Origin of the sequence: Photobacterium galatheae (assembly GCF_000695255.1) — a bacterium.
GTDB lineage: Bacteria > Pseudomonadota > Gammaproteobacteria > Enterobacterales > Vibrionaceae > Photobacterium > Photobacterium galatheae.
Genome location: NZ_JMIB01000010.1, coordinates 1 through 16,310, shown reverse-complemented (window position 1 = coordinate 16,310; position 16,310 = coordinate 1). Strand labels below are relative to the sequence as shown.

Genomic DNA, 16,310 nt, shown 5'->3' with positions numbered 1-16,310 from the left:
CTATGGCTTTTACAGACATCTACTCAATCGCTGGTTCTGCCATGACGGCACAAACCGTCCGTCTGAACACGGTGGCCAGTAACCTGGCGAACGCCGATGCAGTCGCCAGCAACCCGAATGATGCTTACAAGGCTCTGAAACCTGTGTTTGCCACGGTTTACGGCCAGACACAGTTGTCTGCCGACAAAGATGTGTATCCGAATGCGGAAGTCCGCATTGTGGATGTTGTGAAAAATGAAGGCAAAGTCGACAAGCGTTTTGAACCAAATAACCCGCTGGCAAATGACGAAGGCTACGTCTTCTATCCGGGCATTGATGTGGTTGCAGAAATGGCTGACATGATGTCAGCGACCCGCAGCTACGAGACCAATGTTGAAGTGCTGGCGAATGTGAAAAGTATGCAGCAGGGTCTGCTGCGTCTGGGGGAAGGTAGCCGATGAGTCTTGCTCAATACACAGCGCTGAATGGTGATTCACCAAGTACGACAGCCGGTTCAACGGGTGGCGTTCAGGCAAACGCGAACAGTGCGGATGCACTGCAGAATGAATTCCTGACACTGATGGTGGCGCAGATCCAGAATCAGGACCCACTGAACCCGCTGGACGGTACGGAATACGTTGGCCAGCTGGCTCAGTTCTCACAGGTACAGAGTACCGAGAACATGTCCAAGATGATGCAAAACAGCATGGTTCTGATGGACAACATGCAAGTGCTGGCAACAGCTGGTCTGGTTGGTCAGACCGTTTATGTCGCGACCAACGAGATGACATTGTCTGAAGATGGTGTTCAGAGCGGAAAAATCGAGCTGGAACATGCGTCAAGTCAGGTCAACCTGCTGCTGGAAGATGCCTACGGCCGAAAAACCAAAGTACCGCTGGGTGCGCATGGGGCCGGCGATGTGGATTTTACCATTGATGCAGAAAAGCTGGGCTTGCCGAAAGGCGAGTACACGGTTTCTGTGGAAGTGCAAAAGGGCCAGTCTCAGCCAAACATGCTGCTGGCCGGTAAAGTTGAACAGGTTCGCGTCCCAAGTAACGGGGGCTCAGCCCTGGTGAACGTTGCCGGTGTCGGCAGTATTCCTTTCTACCAGATTAGCCAGTTCGGCAGCTGATTTTCATACAGGATAACGAGGATAACATGAGTTTTGATATCGCGCTGAGTGGCCTGGGTGCCACCAACACACAACTGAATACCATCAGTAACAACATTGCGAACGTATCGACCACGGGTTTTAAGCAGTCCCGTACCGAGTTTGCTTCGGTCTACAACGGTCTGCAGGCCGGTGGTGTAGAAGTTGCTTCTATTTCCCAGAACTTTGATAAGAACGGTACTGTGTCTGGCACTGGTCGTTCACTGGATCTGGCCATTGGCGGTAACGGTTTCTTTGTGACTAAAGATACCTCGGGTCAGGTGGTTTACACCCGTTCCGGTGTTTTCAATACCGACAAAGACAACTTCATCACCAGCAATACCGGTATGAAGCTGCAGGGTTACACGGTGGATGCCAACAACAATCTGCAATCCGGTGCGACCGGTGACCTGCAAATCAAGACGGCTTCCCTGGCGGCACAGGCAACAGATCGTATCGATTTTGTTGCGAACTTTGATTCCCGCGTCAGTGTTCCTGCAGTTGCGCCGTTCAACATGGCAGACCATGACACCTACAACTCGTCTTACACCACCAAAGTCTATGACTCCCTGGGTAACCCGCACACCATGACACAGTATTTCGTGAAGACCGGTGCGAATGCCTGGGATATTCACGTGTCTGTTGACGGTGCGGCACCGGGTGCGGCACAGGCAGCAACCTTCAATACCGACGGTACGCTGGCAACGCCGGCAGCGCCATTCAACATTGCCTTTAACCCGGCGGGCGCTGACCCAATGAGTGTTGATATTGACCTGCAGGGCACGACGCAGTTTGGCGCCGATTTTGGAACCAGCACCAACAACCCGAATGGTTATTCTTCTGGTGAGCTGACCGGTGTTCGCGTTGAAGACAACGGCATGGTTTACGCGACTTACACCAATGGTCAGTCGCTGCTGCAAGGGCAGGTGATGCTGGCTGATTTCGCAAACCCGCAGGCGCTGGTGAAAGTGAGCAACACCGGCTGGCAGCAAAGCTTCGCTTCTGGTGCACCAATCACGGGTCAGCCGGGCAGCGGTATTCTGGGTAGCCTGAGCCCTGGCGCACTGGAAGGTTCGAACGTGGATCTGACCAGTGAGCTGGTGAATCTGATGACGGCTCAGCGTAACTATCAGGCAAATGCCAAAACGATCTCGACCACTGAGCAGCTGACTCAGGCGCTGTTCAACGCGATTTAAGGGTTAGGTCATGGATAGTTTGTTATACACAGCAACCAGTGGAGCCAGCCGGGTTCTGAGCGCACAACAAGTGCGCTCGAACAACTTGTCGAACGCTGACACGACGGGTTTCCGTGCCGACATGGAAAGAGCAAAAAGCTATGCCATTCAGGGGCGTGGTTTTGACGGCAGCACCATGGTCGTGACCAACTCGGCTTCCACGCGTTTTGATGCAGGCGATATGGTGAAAACCGGCCGTAAGCTGGATATCGCTGTGAATGGCGATGGCTTCCTGACGGTGCAGATGCCGGATGGCGGCGAGGCCTATACCCGTGCCGGTAACATGAAACTGGATCAGGAAGGTAACCTGACCATCAACGGTTTTCCGGTGATGGCGGAAGGCAACCCGATTGTCATACCTGAGTACCAGAGTATTGAAGTCAGTGAAACGGGCATGGTGTCTGTGATCCCACCCGGTGGCGGTGCAGAACTGCAGGTGGGCCAGATTAAGCTGGTGAAACCGGAAATCACGACGGTACAAAAAATCAATAACGGCTTGCTGCAGGCGCGCGATGGCAACAACTTCGCCGCAGATGCCACGGTGCGTCTGGCACCGGAACATCTGGAAGGCAGTAACGTTTCCGCCATTGATGAGCTGGTCAGTGTGATGTCACTGACTCGGAATTTTGAAATGCAGGTGCGGATGATGAAAACCGCAGAAAAACTCGCTCAGGCTGGTAACCGCCTGCTGCGCAACGGCTAAGAATAGGGAGAACTTGCATGCACTCTGCATTATGGGTCAGTAAAACAGGTATGGCGGCACAAGACACCAAGATGACCGCCATTTCGAACAACCTGGCAAACGTGAATACCGTCGGCTTTAAACGCGATCGTGTGGTGTTTGAAGATTTGTTCTACACCATTCAGCGTCAGCCGGGTGCTCCGGTTGATCAGGTGAATGAACTGCCGACCGGTGTTCAGCTGGGTAGCGGTGTTCGTGTTGTCGGTACACAAAAAGTGTTCACGCAGGGCAATACATCGAATACCAACCAAGAGCTGGATATGGCGATTCTGGGAGGCGGTTTCTTCCAGATTGAAAACTCTGACGGTGAAGTGATGTACAGCCGGAATGGTCAGTTCCACGTGAACTCAGAAGGTCTGGTTGTGAACACGCAAGGTCTGCCTCTGGTACCACAGATTGAAATCCCGAACACGGCAACCCGAATCAGCATTGCTGTGGATGGTACGGTTTCAGCACAGGTTGCCGGTGATGCAACGCCTCAGGAACTGGGTCAGATCACCCTGGCACAATTTGCGAACCCGGCAGGTCTGGAAGCACTGGGCGGTAACCTGTATCGCCAGACTGAAGCCAGCGGTCAGCCGGATGAGCTGGTACCGGGTCTGGATGGTGCCGGTTCGATTAAGCAGGGCGCTCTGGAAGGTTCGAACGTGCAGGTTGTAGAAGAAATGGTCGACATGATCACGACACAACGTGCTTATGAAATGAACGCCAAAGTCGTTTCTGCTGCTGATGACATGCTGAAGTTCGTCGCACAGTCCGTCTAATGCTTACACCGAAAGGAAATCCTATGAAGTGGCTGACTCCATTTCTCATGGTGTTACTGACAGGGTGCACATTGCGCCCTGAATTCACAACACCGAAACCAGATGATGAAGCTTTCGCGCCACCGGTACTGGATTACTCTCTGCCGCAAGCGACCGACGGCAGCCTGTACCGGAACAACTATATGATGACGTTGTTTCAGGACCGTCGTGCTTACCGGGTGGGTGACATTCTGACGATCATGCTGGATGAAGAGACACAATCGAGCAAGAAAGCAGACACCAAATATTCAAAAGATTCAGAAGTGGGCATCACAGCGCCTGTGATCGGTAACTTTACCGCGACGAACCTTGCTGCAAGCGTTGATGCAAGCCGGGGTTTTGATGGCTCTGCACAAAGCTCACAGGGCAATAAGCTCAAGGGGGCGATCACCGTGACGGTGAATGAAGTGCTGCCAAACGGTGTGCTCCGGATCCGCGGGGAAAAATGGCTGCGTCTGAATCAGGGTGACGAGTTTATTCGTCTGACCGGGATTGTCCGCGTGGATGATATTAGCAGGAATAACCAAGTGTCCTCACAGCGGATTGGTGATGCACGCATTACCTATTCCGGTAGCGGCGCACTGGCTGACAGCAACGCGTCAGGCTGGCTCACTCAATTCTTCAACAGTCCATGGATGCCGTTCTGATGAAATCCTTTAAAACCATTATTTTTTTCGTGGCAGTGGCGCTGTGGGGTGCACACTCTGTATCTGCCAAAGCATCGCCGGCCATGCCGATTATGGATCTGGTCGATGTGCAGGGCATCCGCGGCAACCAACTGGTCGGTTACGGCCTGGTGGTGGGTCTTGACGGAACGGGTGACCGGAACCAGGTGAAGTTCACCAGCCAGTCGGTGACGAACATGCTGCGCCAGTTTGGTGTTCAGATCAGTGAAGGGACAGACCCGAAACTGAAAAACGTTGCTTCCGTCAGTGTGACGGCATTTGTTGATCCGATGGCCGGTAAAGGGCAGGAACTGAATATCGTGGTGTCATCGCTGGGTGATGCGAAAAGTCTGCGTGGCGGTACGCTACTGCTGACGCCACTGCGTGGTGTTGACGGTGAAGTTTATGCCGTGGCGCAGGGCAATGTGATCGTTGGTGGTGCGAGTGCTGAGGGCCTGAGTGGTTCAAAAGTCACCATTAATACCCCAACGACAGGCCGGATTCCGAATGGTGCGACGCTGGAGCGTGAGATTCCGACCGATTTCAACCAGAAACCGACGATTACCCTGAATCTTCGTACCCCAAGCTTTACCACGGCCAAGAATATTGCTCGTGCTGTGAATGGCACGTTTGGTCCGGGTGTCGCAACCGCCATTAATCAAGCCAAAATCGAAGTACAGGCGCCAATGGATACCCAGCAGCGTGTGACCTTTATGTCGATGCTGGAAGAGTTGGTTGTTCAGGAAGGTCGCCGTCCGGCACGTGTCGTTTTCAATTCCCGAACCGGTACTGTGGTGGTCGGCAAAAATGTCACGGTCAGTGCTGCGGCTGTGAGCCACGGCAGTCTGACGGTGACCATTCGTGAAATGCAGGCGGTCAGTCAGCCGAATGCGTTCGCCGACGGTGAAACCAAAGTGGTGAATAACTCTCTGGTGGATATCAATCAGGACGAAGCACCCATGTATATCTGGCCGGAAGGCACTGAGCTGAGCACGATTGTCGATGCAGTGAACAGCCTGGGGGCAACACCGGATGATCTGATGTCTATTCTGCAGGCATTGCATGAAGCCGGCGCGCTGAATGCTGAGCTGGTGGTCATTTAACCTGACGGGGGTAGGAGAGACGATGAAAATTGATGGTCAGGCAAATGCCATGCTTTATCACGACAACAGTGCTGTGAATAACCTGAAATATCAGGCGGATAAGAAGCAGGCGCTGCAGGAAGTTGCAGGGCAGTTTGAGGCGATGTTCCTGCAGATGGTGTTACGCCAGATGCGGAGCAGCAGTGATGTGCTGGCAGCGGAAGACAGTCCTTTCTCCAGTAAGGAGCAGGGTGTATTCCGTGACTTCTATGACGGCCAGATGGCGATGGAAATGGCAAAGCGGCAGAGTGCCGGCATTGCGGACATGCTGGTGAAACAGCTGGGACCGAACGAGGCAATGGCACCAAAACTGAACCGGGATCAAATTGCGGCGAACAATGCTTCGTTGATGCCAGCGGGACAGTTTAACGCCAACCAGAGCCAGGTCGCCCTAAATCAAGAGCAGGTAAAGGCTGACAAATCCGCTTCTGCGATCAGCAGCATGGCATTTCAACAGCCGCTAATTTCTAAGATTGATGCGAAGAAAATGGAGCGCGGATCTTAATGAGTATTATCAATATTGCGTTAACCGGTTTGAATGCAAACCGTGCTGGTCTTGACGTTACCGCGCAGAACGTTGCCAATGTGAACACACCGGGATACAGCCGTCAGCAGGCGATGTATGCCGCGATCGGCCCGGGTTCGCCATTGGCAAATTCAGCGGGCGGTGGTGTGGAAGTCACCAGTATTCGCCGTGTTTCTGACGCATTTGTCGTGAAACAGACCTGGGCGACTCAGAGTCAGGCATCTTATTCTTCCCGTTATCTCAGCAACATGTCACAGCTGGAAAGCGTGATGGGTGCTGACAGCTTCAATATCTCAATGGGCCTGGATAACCTGTATGCAGCGCTCAATGATGCGTCGGTCAAGCCGGAGTCGGCACCGTTGCGTCAACAGATTATCAGTGAAGCCGATGCGCTGACGCGTCGTTTTAACACGCTGTCTGAGTCTTATTATTCGCAACATAAAGATTTGAGCGATCAGCGGACTGCGGCTGTAGAGTTGAGTAACAGCCTGCTGGTGAATGTTGCAGATGTGAATAAGCGGATTGTTGAGATGAGCGCAACCAGTGGGAACCCGTCTCACCTGCTGGATGAGCGGGATGCACTGATTGGCCAGTTGTCTGAATTGATGTCGATTAAAACCAATATGCAGCCGGATGGCAGCATGCAGGTGACACTGGCATCTGGTCAGCCGCTGGTCATTGGTGATCAGGCGTCACAATTGAAAGCCGTGCCTGATCCAGCCGATCCGTATCTGGCAGATATGGAAATTGATTTCGTTGGTCAGCGCTTCCCTATCAATGGGGACATTGGCGGCGAACTGGGTGCGATTACCGATTATCAGGTGGATACACTGCTGCCGTTCCGCAAATCGCTGGATGATATGGCGGTTGCGTTTGCTGATGCTTTCAACAACACGCTGGCCACCGGCCAGGATCTGAATGGTAACGCAGGTCAGCCGTTGTTTGCCTACGATCCGACCAGCCCGTCTTCAAGTCTGAAAATTACCAACCTGCAACCTGAGGAGCTGGCACTGTCTTCCGATGGCACACCGGGTAACAGTGATGTACTGACCTCGCTGATCGGCCTGAGCAATCAGACTTTTGCGGTGACAGGTTACGGCAATATTTCAATCAGCGACGCTTTTACCTCCATGGTGGGTGATACCGCGATTAAAGCCCGTCAGGTGTCTTCAGACGCTAAAGCCGCGGATAACCTGAATTCACAGGCCATTGCTGTGAAAGAAAACCTGAGTTCAGTGAACAGTGACGAAGAGGCTGCGAATCTGATGGTCTTCGCCAATGCCTATCAGGCGAACATGAAGGTGATCAGCACTGCAAATAACCTGTTCGATACCGTGCTTGCAATGTTTTAAGGAATGACCCATGCGTATCAGTGATACTCAATTCAGCCAGATGATGCTCGCCAGCCTGAGCAAAAATAATGTCGGGCTGGGCCAAGTGATGCAACAAATGTCGACCGGTGATCGCCTGACCAAACTGTCGGACGACCCGATCGATTCCATCAAAATGCTGAACCTGAACCGTGAAGGCAGTGCGCTGGTTCAGTATCAGGACAACATCGCCAATGTGAAGACCACGCTGTCAAGCCAGGAAGCGTATTTAAACACCGCCAGCGAAAGTTTGAGGAGTTTACGTGATCTTGTGCTATGGGGTGCAAACGGCACCATGACAACCGCAGACCGTCAGGGCATTATCTCTGAGATGGAAAGCCTGAAAGATGGCATGCTCTCCACGTTTAACGCGCAGGATGAAGAAGGCATTTACCTGTTTTCAGGCACCCTGACCAACACGCAGTCCCTAACGGATACGGGTGCGGGTTATACGTTAAACGGTAACGCAGACAAGCGTCTGGTCACCGTTGCCAAAGGTGTGACCATGGAATCGAACGTCACTGCACAGGAACTGCTGGATTTAGGTGGCGGCGCGACGGTTTTCCAGAAGATTGACGATCTGATTGCTGAGTTCAAAGCGCCGACTGCAAACTTCCGCACGGAGGTGGATGCGACAGTGGCTGCGATAGATGACACCTATGGCAATGTGCTGGGTGCGCTGACCGATATGGGTGGGCGTCATAACAACCTGGACCTGATGTCTGAAGGTCATGCAGATAACAAATTGTTTGTCGACAAGGTAGAAGGTGATCTGAAAAACCTGGATTACGCAGAAGCCTCGGTGCGTCTGAGCAACTATATGTCCGCGTTGCAGGCAACTCAGGCCAGTTTTACCAAAATTAACGATCTGTCATTATTCGATCGCTTATAAGGAAGAGAGAACACGATGGTGAACTCTACTGCAGAGATCCGGCAACAGTCGGTATCTTTGCTGAAAAATGACAAAGCAACGATTGCACCACCGGCTCCGGCCGGTGGCACTGTTTCCGCGATTCAGGAACAGCAGCCTGCGGCGCGTCCGGCTGTGGTCCAAAATGGTTACGCGATAGCCAGCGAACTTTTCTCTCAGGGCCAGCAACAGCTTACGCGCGGGCAAATTGCCTATCAGAGTCTGGTGACAGTCGGTCGTGACCTGCAAGGGATGAAAAAAATCCTGACGCAGATGCTGGGCAGTTCAACGGCGGTGACGCAGGGACGTATCGATCAGCTCCAGCGTCATCACAATAATGTGAATCAGACGCTCAATCACAGTCGCTTTGATGGCGAACGTGTCCTGAATACTCAATTGGAATTTCAGCCGAAAGGTGAGCCGACACAAAGCTTTACGGTGAACGGACTGAACCTGGTTCGTCAGCGTCAGCAAAGTGAACAGCTGCAACTCAGTGTTCCTGATCGGGGAACGGCGTTGCTGACCATGGATGCCATGAAAACGGATCGACAGTTGTCGCAGATGATCGACAAAGCTGTGATCCCGCTGGGTTTACGTGCCGCTGCAACCGAGAAAGGTGAGGTGATTTTCTCTGCCCGTCATTCAGATTTTCAGGCGATGGGCAATCATGTGACGATCAGCGGGCAGGGACATCGTTATCCGGCCGGGCAAGCCAACCGAATTAAACTGCAACCAGAGCCGCAGGGCATTGAAACGATGACACTGAAGCTGGCTGACGGGGAGCAAATCCGTCACACCATGCGTCAGGTTAATCAGGGGTTGCAACAGGTACAGAAAGGGCTGGATCAGCTCAGAAATTTCCAGGCAGACGTCGATAGCAAAGTTGGCAAAGCCATGGCGACGCAATCTACGGATCACATTGATGAGAAACTGCAAACGATCCGGAACAACCGTTCGTTTGCAGCGACTTATCAGGTCGTGACCGCTCAGGCGAATGTCCATCGTCATACCGTCGTCGCGCTACTGAAATAGACGCGCTACTGAAATTAGAGCATACGGAAATAAATCTTCCGGTTGAAAACGGTCTGCATCGCAGGCCGTTTTTTTATCCGTTGTAGATACGCTTTTGAACGCATGTCATGCGCGTTCGACTGAATATGACGTTATCAGATTTTATTTTTTGGAAAGGCTGATGAATGCGTCTTTTGCGTAAGAAATTGTTAATAAAGCTTGTGCTCCGTCGCCTATAACACAAGGTGTACGGTGTTTGATTGCACAGAGCCGTGTGATTTAGAAATCCGTTCATTACTCACAATTGTAATAACACAGAAAAAGAAAAGGCGAGTTGGCATGAAAAGCTATATGAATGTAATTAAAAATTATGCAAATTTTTCAGGCAGAGCGCGACGTGAAGAATATTGGCTCTTCTGGCTGACAAATCTGGTGATTCAAATTGTTCTGATGACGATTGATGGTGCAGTCGGCACAGGCCAGGCATTCTTCCTCATTTATTCCCTACTTGTTTTCCTGCCATCTTTAGCTGTGACTGTTCGTCGTTTACATGACAGTAGTCGCAGTGGCTGGTGGATCTTGATCGCATTAATCCCTGTTATTGGTGCCATTGCTGGTCTTTACTTTATGGTCGTCGACAGTACACCGGGTAAAAATGAATACGGCCCGAATCCCAAAGGCATCACTGCCTGATTAGGCCGTCATGAAATGAAACTGCTGCGACGTTATTCGCTGTCAGCAGTTTTATTTTGATCACATCATGAAGGAAATGGAATGAATTGTACGAGTTGTAACCAAGGCACTTTGAATCCAAGTTTTATTGAAGGGCAGTTCAGAGCCCATACCTGTTCTGCTTGCGAAGGGAACTGGATATTGATTGAAGATTTCGTGGCCTGGAAAGACAGAAATCCTGACTATCAGTTCTCCGATGATATTCGTTTCGAGCAAGACGCTGCTGAAACCAAAAAGGCATTATTGTGTCCGGTGACCGGCACCATTATGAATAAATTTCGGATCTCTGCTCAAAACGACCACCGCGTCGATTACAGTGCTGCGGTTGGCGGTCTCTGGTTCGATCGTGGCGAATGGGAGTTGCTGAAAAGTGAAGGATTGGCGGGTACTTTGAACGCGGTTGTGACAAAACAATGGCAGCATCAGATTCGCGAACAAAGCACCAAGCAAAACTTTAGCGATATCTACCGGGATAAATTCGGAGAAGAAAACTACGCCAAAGTGAAAGCGATTCGGGAATGGCTGCAACAGCATCCACAGAAAGCCGATTTGAGAGCCTATCTCCTGGCCGAAGATCCGTATTCTGCAGAGAAATGATTTTCTCAGTGTTGAGATAAAAGTGGGGTGATTTTACCCACTTTTTCGTTTTCACGGAGATTATTTTAAATACATTTTCATGAGTTTAAGAGAGAATCAATGAATCAGTCAGCGAAAGCCTTTTTTATCGGCGTCGTGTTTTCCTTGTTGTTTTTTATGTTGTGTGAATATGGACATCAGTTGAAATATGCGGTGAAAATTACCGTTTTCCTTGTTGTAAACTTATCAATATACGATTGGATTTATGCGAATCTGCCAGAGGCTGAAGCTTCATTCTTTCTCATGAGTATCTGTGATATATTCGACGGAGTGATATACGCATTAACCGTTGTACCAATCATGTGTTTTGTTCTTCAGCGTCAGAATATCTCATATTCTCAGTATGTAATTGTGTTTTTCTCAATTGTGATTTCATTTTTAATCTATTTGGTTTTTAACTTTGCTAGGAATTATTATTATCTTCCACATATAGGAATTATTGGATATTTCAAATTTCAATCAGTGCTTGCTTATGTTCGGCTTCTTGGGTTATCAACTCTATTTTTTGTTATTTTTTCAAGCATCGGCTTACACATAATGAGACGACTTTCAAAAAATAAAGAAACCCAATCAAAGTCTGAAATTATCAGTCTTTCTGAATCAGGCGATACCAAATAGGAAATAGCGTAAACTTACTTTAAATTAAAGTAATATTGATCCCCAATGAGTCATTGATTAGGAAAGTACAATGTCAGATGAAGTCAAAAAAGTCACCCGAGAAAAGTTTAAACACAGCCTGCGGAATCCATTTTTATTCAGCATTATTTTAGGTGGTATTTCCTATAAGCATATTTTAGAAGGTATTGCGAGTGACTTTTTAAATGATCGCATACTCATGTTTGCCCTGGCCATATGTAGCGGGGGAATGTCTTTGATCACGGCGTTTGCTGTCATTCGGGGCATTTTAATCCTGAAAGGTGTCATTCAAGGCAACGTTGAGTTTGTTGAGGAAGAATAAGACTGACTTCTGAGGTTTAGCAGTGACAGCGCTGAGTATCAGTCGCCCAGAGAAAACCAGAAGCGCTGAGAAAATAAAAGCATACAAAGGACACCGTGGTGAGCGCGAGAAAGCAGATCTCATCCGGTGTCCTTTATCTTTGATTTCAAAGGCATTCAATGTAGTTCATTTCAGATGCGGCAGCCATTACGAATGGGCCTCCCGAGCACACTTTTTGTCCATGCTTTCATGCAACGTTGCGCTTACCCACAGATATGCAACACGAAACGCATCATTTCGTGAAATGCATCGTGTATCTGCTTATGATGTCGGCCAAAAAAAGATGCATTTTCAGGGACGTGACTTCATTGTCAGGGGCGGTAGCGTGTTTGTGTGGGCATATCAGACACTGATCGCTGTTGATAGTGTTGGCACCGAACATATCCAGGCGGCGGTCTGTCAGTCATGATTGCTTTGTCCATGATTGTATTGTCTAGCTGAACTGTAACACGTCGTTTTTCTCCGATTCGAATCACTTGTCGCTGATTTTTGATATGACAACTAAGATGGATGAAATTCAAAATAAAACAGTGACATAGAAGTGTACCTTCAAACGGGTTATACGACATCATGTCGTATATCTTACTGATGTAAAACTACAATTACATGGTTTTACTTGTTGTATATCAGATGGTTAAGTATAAATTTGAATAAAGAATTTAACGATAGAGTTACATGACATAATGTCGTTGAATAAAATGTTAGGTCTCTCGGTAACTTTGAACTAAATAAGAGGATTACGATGATTAATGAAGTAGCGCTACTTCTTGGTATGTTAGGTACGGGAATGTTAGCACTTGATGTGGCAAGTCCAAGTATTTTGATTAACTTGAGCAATAGCTTCCGAAACTTTACAAATCAGAATATCTTCCCAAGTTTTTTATTTCGGCGTAACTATGAACCAACAGATGAGGATAGAGAAAACCTTAACCGTATTAGAGTTATCGGTTTTTTTAGCCTATTCGTAGCCTTCGGGGTTATGTGGGTCACATTGCCAGAATTAGAATCTATTTTAAATAGTTACGCATGGGTTATTGGTATTCCTTTTTTATTGGCTTTAACCGGTTATGGTGCCCTAAGTTTTAGCCAAATATTAGCCAGAATTCTAATTACTAGCTCAACGTTGTTGATGTTGCCATTCTTTTATATTTTTTTTATTGTATTTGGTATCTTGGGGGCTGTATTAAGGCTCATTCTATGGCCAATAGTTAGTCTTGAGAATTCGGTTATTGGTCAAGACCAGTCGCCTCGGTTTTTGGGGCTTTTAATACTGTTTTTGAGTTTTTTTCTACAACTTATAGCTTTGAAGAGCTAACAACACGCCCTGAGGGGCACCTTAACGAGTGAAGGACAGGCATAACAAACGGCTCAGGAATACCGGGACAGCCACCCTAAAGAACTACATGGACTCCCCCGGTTGTCAACAACAGTGTCAGATAATACAAGGTTTGGGACTGCCGCTCTACATTCGGTCCACCTTAATGGGACAGACACCTTAAAGAAATTGCTAAAACTGTGGCCAATTTTACTTGACCACTACAGGGACAGACACTTTAAAGAAAAGCTGATTGCAAGACCCGACAGATCTCAATAAATCAATATCCGAAGCTCGTTTAGTATATTGATTTACATGACTTTTGACTGAAGAATCAGATTTTGTACCTCTGACCTGATATTCAGAAGAACGAGGGATAAATACCGGTACAGTTACCCTAAAGAAACCCTAAACAATGATTCGTAATGTTAATTTATTGATAATAAGAAGAGTTTAACTAAATATGGCTTTTATAATTAAAGAATCAAAGGTAAGAGTGGATGAAAGAGAGATCTTTCAAAGGGAAAAAGTATATACCCCATTTCCAAGTGATGAGTTGGTTAGTTTTGATAGAAATGAGTTAATTCCGATTGGCGTTTTATCCTACAGTGTTTTTGATAGTACTATCACTGACGAAGTATTAATTGCTGTACCTAATCTTCAGGGGATCCCTGATGGTGATTATGGTGCAATTACATATTCATTTAATAGTAAATGCAATGAGTGGCGATTAGATAAAGGATTTCTTAGTGATGCTAAATTAGAAGAACAGGATGTTCATTTAGATAATTATAAAAAAGCTTTAGAGTTTTTCGATGAAAATGATTTCATAATCGAGTCAGGCAATAAAGTACCGTTGTTTGTAATAGGTGGTCAGCCTCGATTTGGTCAGAACTGGGGGGCGGCTTTATATGATGAGCTGGGAGATAATCCGGAGCTAGATCATTATTACGAGGTTACGACTAATATCAATCACCCAGAATTTGAATATATGAGTACGCGAGAGATAGTTTATTTTGACGAGGAAAAAGAAAATGAATATATCTTCCTGGGAAGTTTCAGAGACATCCCATACTTAGATCTTGCCGGGTGCTTGATGGTTTTTTATCAACCTGAGCTAAGAAAAGTAATGCTAGCTGTAGAGTATGATTAATTCTGAACAACGACTGGTAGTAAAAGAGTCAGCTCTGAAATGTCTAGAGTAACAACACGCCCTGAGGTGGACGGTCAATAGTTAATATCAATCTCTGAACCTTATTGTTTTGCTGCTAAGTGAGCAATTATCGGTGACTTTTTCTCGACCACAGTATTGATGTATTTTGCTTCATCGTAAGGTGTCTGTCCCACCTTAATGGGACAGACACCTTAAAGAAATTGAGTGTTGCGCAATTGGCGGCGGTCTGTCAGTCATGATTGCATTGTCTTGGCTTAAGGGGGGAAGCAAGACTGTATAACGCCGTTTTTCCTGATATGAATCACTTGTCGCTGATTTTCGGAGCGACCACCAAAATGAATAAAATTTCAGATAAAACAATTATATGGAAATGTGCCTTTAAACGGGATACACGACACCATGTCGTATATCTTACTGATGTAAAACTACAATTACATGGTTTTACTTGTTGTATATCAGATGGTTAAGTGTAAATTTGAATAAAGAGTTTAACGACAGAGTTACATGACATAATGTCGTTGAATAAAATGTTAGCCATCTAGGAGTATCTCTATGAGTACATGGAAATTATCTATAAAGCCCGATAGTGAATCCGGTTTTAATGCATTCAATTTGTGCAAAGAAAAATCTTTACTAGGAGTTGGTTGGTCTGCTGCCTATTTAGAGTTTCAACCGAGTACTTTGGAGGAAGCAAAGTCTCTGGTTATTAAAAGATTTAGCAAGTGGCCATATGCTGTGCGTAAATTACTCGAAGAAGTAAAGTGCGGAGATCATGTATGGTTGCATCAGCAAGGAGATTACTATCTGTGCCGAGCTAAAGAAGAAATTGTAATAGGCTCTGAAATTGATGAACAGTTTTCTCGCTTTGATCTTGGTCATGCGAGGAAAGCACTATGGGTTAAAGTTCCTGAGATCTTTGTTTCTGGCGCTGTTCAGCGAGGAACAATTGCACAGAGAATGATTCAACGTATAAAAGTCAATTCTAGAGAAAGAAATTGCAATGACATTATTTTTGAGCGGCTATCTGTAGACCCTGATTGGTGTCCAGAAATAGACACAAAAGTTCTGTCTAACAAACTTAATGAAATCGATATGTATGTACTTTTTTCGATCATGACACCAGATGAAGTAGAAGATACGGTTTCAATGTATTTACAAACACAAGGTTGGTGTTTAGTTAAATCAACATGTTTTAGAAGTAAGCCTACATTTGAGTTTTCTATGGTAAACAAACGTTCTGAAGTTTGTAGTGTCCAAGTAAAATCGGGGAAATACCCAGATCCATTACCACCGAAACAATATGAAAAGTTTGTAACTGATACAACAAAAGTTGTGTTGTTTTCTACAAATCCGAATGCCTATCCTGGTGAGCCAAAAGTTGGTGTTAGGTGTTTAGACCATTCAATATTGTTTTCTTGGTTGGTTAATAACGTTTGGTCAATGACAGAGTCCCTAAAATTAAAACTATGGATACACCTTTGCGAAGAAGGCTAAGGAGATTTCAGGGACAGTCACCCCAAAGAAAAGCTGATTTTAGAATCAGTCAGATCTCAATGAATCATTGTTTGAAAAGTATTTTGAATACCGATTTACATGCTTTGCTGACTGAAAAATCAAAGTTTATGCCTTGAACCTGACTTTCAGGCGAACGACAACATCGGCATGAAGCATGACGTGTTGGAGGATTCTGGCTGAGGTGAGAGGGCTACGGAATTTGCAAGCCTGCTCGCCGTTGTCGATTCAATTGTGGTAAAACGGATTCAATCGCAGCGGCTGAGCCAATGAGTGTGCCTTTTTCTATCTGTGTACAGACTTTCAGCCATGTATGGGTATCTAAGCCGAGTCGTTCAAGGATTGGCAGTTGCGATGATTCAATATGACCGCGTTTATCGGTTTTGATTTGTCGTCCGGTCCAGTCAACCA

The 16,310-nt window shown here is 47.2% G+C and carries 18 protein-coding genes and 1 pseudogene; 18 read left to right on the top strand and 1 reads right to left on the bottom strand.

What is annotated here, in order from left to right:
• Nucleotides 1-2 precede the first annotated feature (2 nt).
• The 18 genes from flgC to EA58_RS06540 all read left to right on the top strand — a co-directional run bounded on the left by flgC (nucleotide 3) and on the right by EA58_RS06540 (nucleotide 15,881).
• Entirely contained in the window at nucleotides 3-440 is a 438-nt protein-coding gene (flgC, locus tag EA58_RS06625; protein ID WP_036750605.1) for a flagellar basal body rod protein FlgC, read from the top strand.
• Nucleotides 437-1,111 carry a flagellar hook assembly protein FlgD gene (gene flgD, locus EA58_RS06620; protein ID WP_036750602.1) on the top strand — a complete coding sequence of 225 codons (675 nt, stop codon included), beginning with the start codon at nucleotides 437-439 and terminating at the stop codon, nucleotides 1,109-1,111. Before flgC ends, flgD begins: the two co-directional genes overlap by 4 nt.
• Nucleotides 1,112-1,137: 26 nt before the next feature.
• Nucleotides 1,138-2,325 carry a flagellar hook protein FlgE gene (flgE, locus tag EA58_RS06615; RefSeq protein WP_036750600.1) on the top strand — a complete coding sequence of 396 codons (1,188 nt, stop codon included), beginning with the start codon at nucleotides 1,138-1,140 and terminating at the stop codon, nucleotides 2,323-2,325.
• A 10-nt stretch (nucleotides 2,326-2,335) separates the two neighbouring features.
• Complete coding sequence (locus EA58_RS06610) at nucleotides 2,336-3,067, top strand: flagellar basal body rod protein FlgF (protein WP_036750597.1); 732 nt, start codon at nucleotides 2,336-2,338, stop codon at nucleotides 3,065-3,067.
• 17 nt (nucleotides 3,068-3,084) lie between these two features.
• Nucleotides 3,085-3,870, top strand: a complete 786-nt coding sequence (gene flgG, locus EA58_RS06605; RefSeq protein WP_036750594.1) for a flagellar basal-body rod protein FlgG — start codon at nucleotides 3,085-3,087, stop codon at nucleotides 3,868-3,870.
• Nucleotides 3,871-3,893: 23 nt separating this feature from the next.
• Nucleotides 3,894-4,556 (top strand): flagellar basal body L-ring protein FlgH, encoded by a 663-nt coding sequence (flgH, locus tag EA58_RS06600; protein WP_036750592.1) that lies wholly within the window; start codon nucleotides 3,894-3,896, stop codon nucleotides 4,554-4,556.
• Complete coding sequence (locus EA58_RS06595) at nucleotides 4,556-5,677, top strand: flagellar basal body P-ring protein FlgI (RefSeq protein WP_036750783.1); 1,122 nt, start codon at nucleotides 4,556-4,558, stop codon at nucleotides 5,675-5,677. The genes flgH and EA58_RS06595 overlap by 1 nt, the downstream gene beginning before the upstream one ends.
• Before the next feature lie 22 nt (nucleotides 5,678-5,699).
• Nucleotides 5,700-6,221 (top strand): rod-binding protein, encoded by a 522-nt coding sequence (locus tag EA58_RS06590; RefSeq protein ID WP_036750589.1) that lies wholly within the window; start codon nucleotides 5,700-5,702, stop codon nucleotides 6,219-6,221.
• Entirely contained in the window at nucleotides 6,221-7,594 is a 1,374-nt protein-coding gene (gene flgK, locus EA58_RS06585; RefSeq protein ID WP_036750586.1) for a flagellar hook-associated protein FlgK, read from the top strand. The genes EA58_RS06590 and flgK overlap by 1 nt, the downstream gene beginning before the upstream one ends.
• Nucleotides 7,595-7,604: 10 nt before the next feature.
• Nucleotides 7,605-8,504: a flagellar hook-associated protein FlgL gene (gene flgL, locus EA58_RS06580; RefSeq protein WP_036750584.1), complete on the top strand. Its 900-nt coding sequence runs from the start codon at nucleotides 7,605-7,607 to the stop codon at nucleotides 8,502-8,504.
• A gap of 15 nt (nucleotides 8,505-8,519) precedes the next feature.
• Nucleotides 8,520-9,554 carry a hypothetical protein gene (locus EA58_RS06575; RefSeq protein ID WP_036750580.1) on the top strand — a complete coding sequence of 345 codons (1,035 nt, stop codon included), beginning with the start codon at nucleotides 8,520-8,522 and terminating at the stop codon, nucleotides 9,552-9,554.
• A gap of 318 nt (nucleotides 9,555-9,872) precedes the next feature.
• A complete protein-coding gene (locus tag EA58_RS06570; RefSeq protein WP_036750578.1) occupies nucleotides 9,873-10,226 on the top strand; it encodes a DUF805 domain-containing protein in 354 nt (117 codons plus the stop codon).
• A gap of 81 nt (nucleotides 10,227-10,307) precedes the next feature.
• Nucleotides 10,308-10,862, top strand: a complete 555-nt coding sequence (locus EA58_RS06565) for a TFIIB-type zinc ribbon-containing protein (RefSeq protein WP_036750575.1) — start codon at nucleotides 10,308-10,310, stop codon at nucleotides 10,860-10,862.
• Between the two features lie 99 nt (nucleotides 10,863-10,961).
• Nucleotides 10,962-11,519 (top strand): hypothetical protein, encoded by a 558-nt coding sequence (locus EA58_RS06560; RefSeq protein WP_036750573.1) that lies wholly within the window; start codon nucleotides 10,962-10,964, stop codon nucleotides 11,517-11,519.
• Nucleotides 11,520-11,589: 70 nt separating this feature from the next.
• Entirely contained in the window at nucleotides 11,590-11,859 is a 270-nt protein-coding gene (locus tag EA58_RS06555; RefSeq protein WP_036750571.1) for a hypothetical protein, read from the top strand.
• Between the two features lie 781 nt (nucleotides 11,860-12,640).
• The gene (locus EA58_RS06550) at nucleotides 12,641-13,213 is read left to right on the top strand and encodes a hypothetical protein (RefSeq protein WP_036750569.1); all 573 of its coding nucleotides are present in this window, start codon (nucleotides 12,641-12,643) and stop codon (nucleotides 13,211-13,213) included.
• A 463-nt stretch (nucleotides 13,214-13,676) separates the two neighbouring features.
• Complete coding sequence (locus EA58_RS06545) at nucleotides 13,677-14,366, top strand: hypothetical protein (RefSeq protein ID WP_036750566.1); 690 nt, start codon at nucleotides 13,677-13,679, stop codon at nucleotides 14,364-14,366.
• A 573-nt stretch (nucleotides 14,367-14,939) separates the two neighbouring features.
• Nucleotides 14,940-15,881 carry a hypothetical protein gene (locus EA58_RS06540; RefSeq protein ID WP_036750563.1) on the top strand — a complete coding sequence of 314 codons (942 nt, stop codon included), beginning with the start codon at nucleotides 14,940-14,942 and terminating at the stop codon, nucleotides 15,879-15,881.
• A gap of 211 nt (nucleotides 15,882-16,092) precedes the next feature.
• Here the strand turns inward: EA58_RS06540 and EA58_RS21665 are convergent.
• Nucleotides 16,093-16,310: pseudogene (locus EA58_RS21665) on the bottom strand (alpha-amylase family glycosyl hydrolase); the annotation flags it as partial.

What these genes read in the sequence shown, in the direction of transcription:
- flgC (WP_036750605.1), top strand. Translation starts at nt 3, where the DNA reads ATGGCTTTTACAGACATCTACTCAATCGCTGGTTCTGCCATGACGGCA.
- flgD (WP_036750602.1), top strand. Translation starts at nt 437, where the DNA reads ATGAGTCTTGCTCAATACACAGCGCTGAATGGTGATTCACCAAGTACG.
- flgE (WP_036750600.1), top strand. Translation starts at nt 1,138, where the DNA reads ATGAGTTTTGATATCGCGCTGAGTGGCCTGGGTGCCACCAACACACAA.
- EA58_RS06610 (WP_036750597.1), top strand. Translation starts at nt 2,336, where the DNA reads ATGGATAGTTTGTTATACACAGCAACCAGTGGAGCCAGCCGGGTTCTG.
- flgG (WP_036750594.1), top strand. Translation starts at nt 3,085, where the DNA reads ATGCACTCTGCATTATGGGTCAGTAAAACAGGTATGGCGGCACAAGAC.
- flgH (WP_036750592.1), top strand. Translation starts at nt 3,894, where the DNA reads ATGAAGTGGCTGACTCCATTTCTCATGGTGTTACTGACAGGGTGCACA.
- EA58_RS06595 (WP_036750783.1), top strand. Translation starts at nt 4,556, where the DNA reads ATGAAATCCTTTAAAACCATTATTTTTTTCGTGGCAGTGGCGCTGTGG.
- EA58_RS06590 (WP_036750589.1), top strand. Translation starts at nt 5,700, where the DNA reads ATGAAAATTGATGGTCAGGCAAATGCCATGCTTTATCACGACAACAGT.
- flgK (WP_036750586.1), top strand. Translation starts at nt 6,221, where the DNA reads ATGAGTATTATCAATATTGCGTTAACCGGTTTGAATGCAAACCGTGCT.
- flgL (WP_036750584.1), top strand. Translation starts at nt 7,605, where the DNA reads ATGCGTATCAGTGATACTCAATTCAGCCAGATGATGCTCGCCAGCCTG.
- EA58_RS06575 (WP_036750580.1), top strand. Translation starts at nt 8,520, where the DNA reads ATGGTGAACTCTACTGCAGAGATCCGGCAACAGTCGGTATCTTTGCTG.
- EA58_RS06570 (WP_036750578.1), top strand. Translation starts at nt 9,873, where the DNA reads ATGAAAAGCTATATGAATGTAATTAAAAATTATGCAAATTTTTCAGGC.
- EA58_RS06565 (WP_036750575.1), top strand. Translation starts at nt 10,308, where the DNA reads ATGAATTGTACGAGTTGTAACCAAGGCACTTTGAATCCAAGTTTTATT.
- EA58_RS06560 (WP_036750573.1), top strand. Translation starts at nt 10,962, where the DNA reads ATGAATCAGTCAGCGAAAGCCTTTTTTATCGGCGTCGTGTTTTCCTTG.
- EA58_RS06555 (WP_036750571.1), top strand. Translation starts at nt 11,590, where the DNA reads ATGTCAGATGAAGTCAAAAAAGTCACCCGAGAAAAGTTTAAACACAGC.
- EA58_RS06550 (WP_036750569.1), top strand. Translation starts at nt 12,641, where the DNA reads ATGATTAATGAAGTAGCGCTACTTCTTGGTATGTTAGGTACGGGAATG.
- EA58_RS06545 (WP_036750566.1), top strand. Translation starts at nt 13,677, where the DNA reads ATGGCTTTTATAATTAAAGAATCAAAGGTAAGAGTGGATGAAAGAGAG.
- EA58_RS06540 (WP_036750563.1), top strand. Translation starts at nt 14,940, where the DNA reads ATGAGTACATGGAAATTATCTATAAAGCCCGATAGTGAATCCGGTTTT.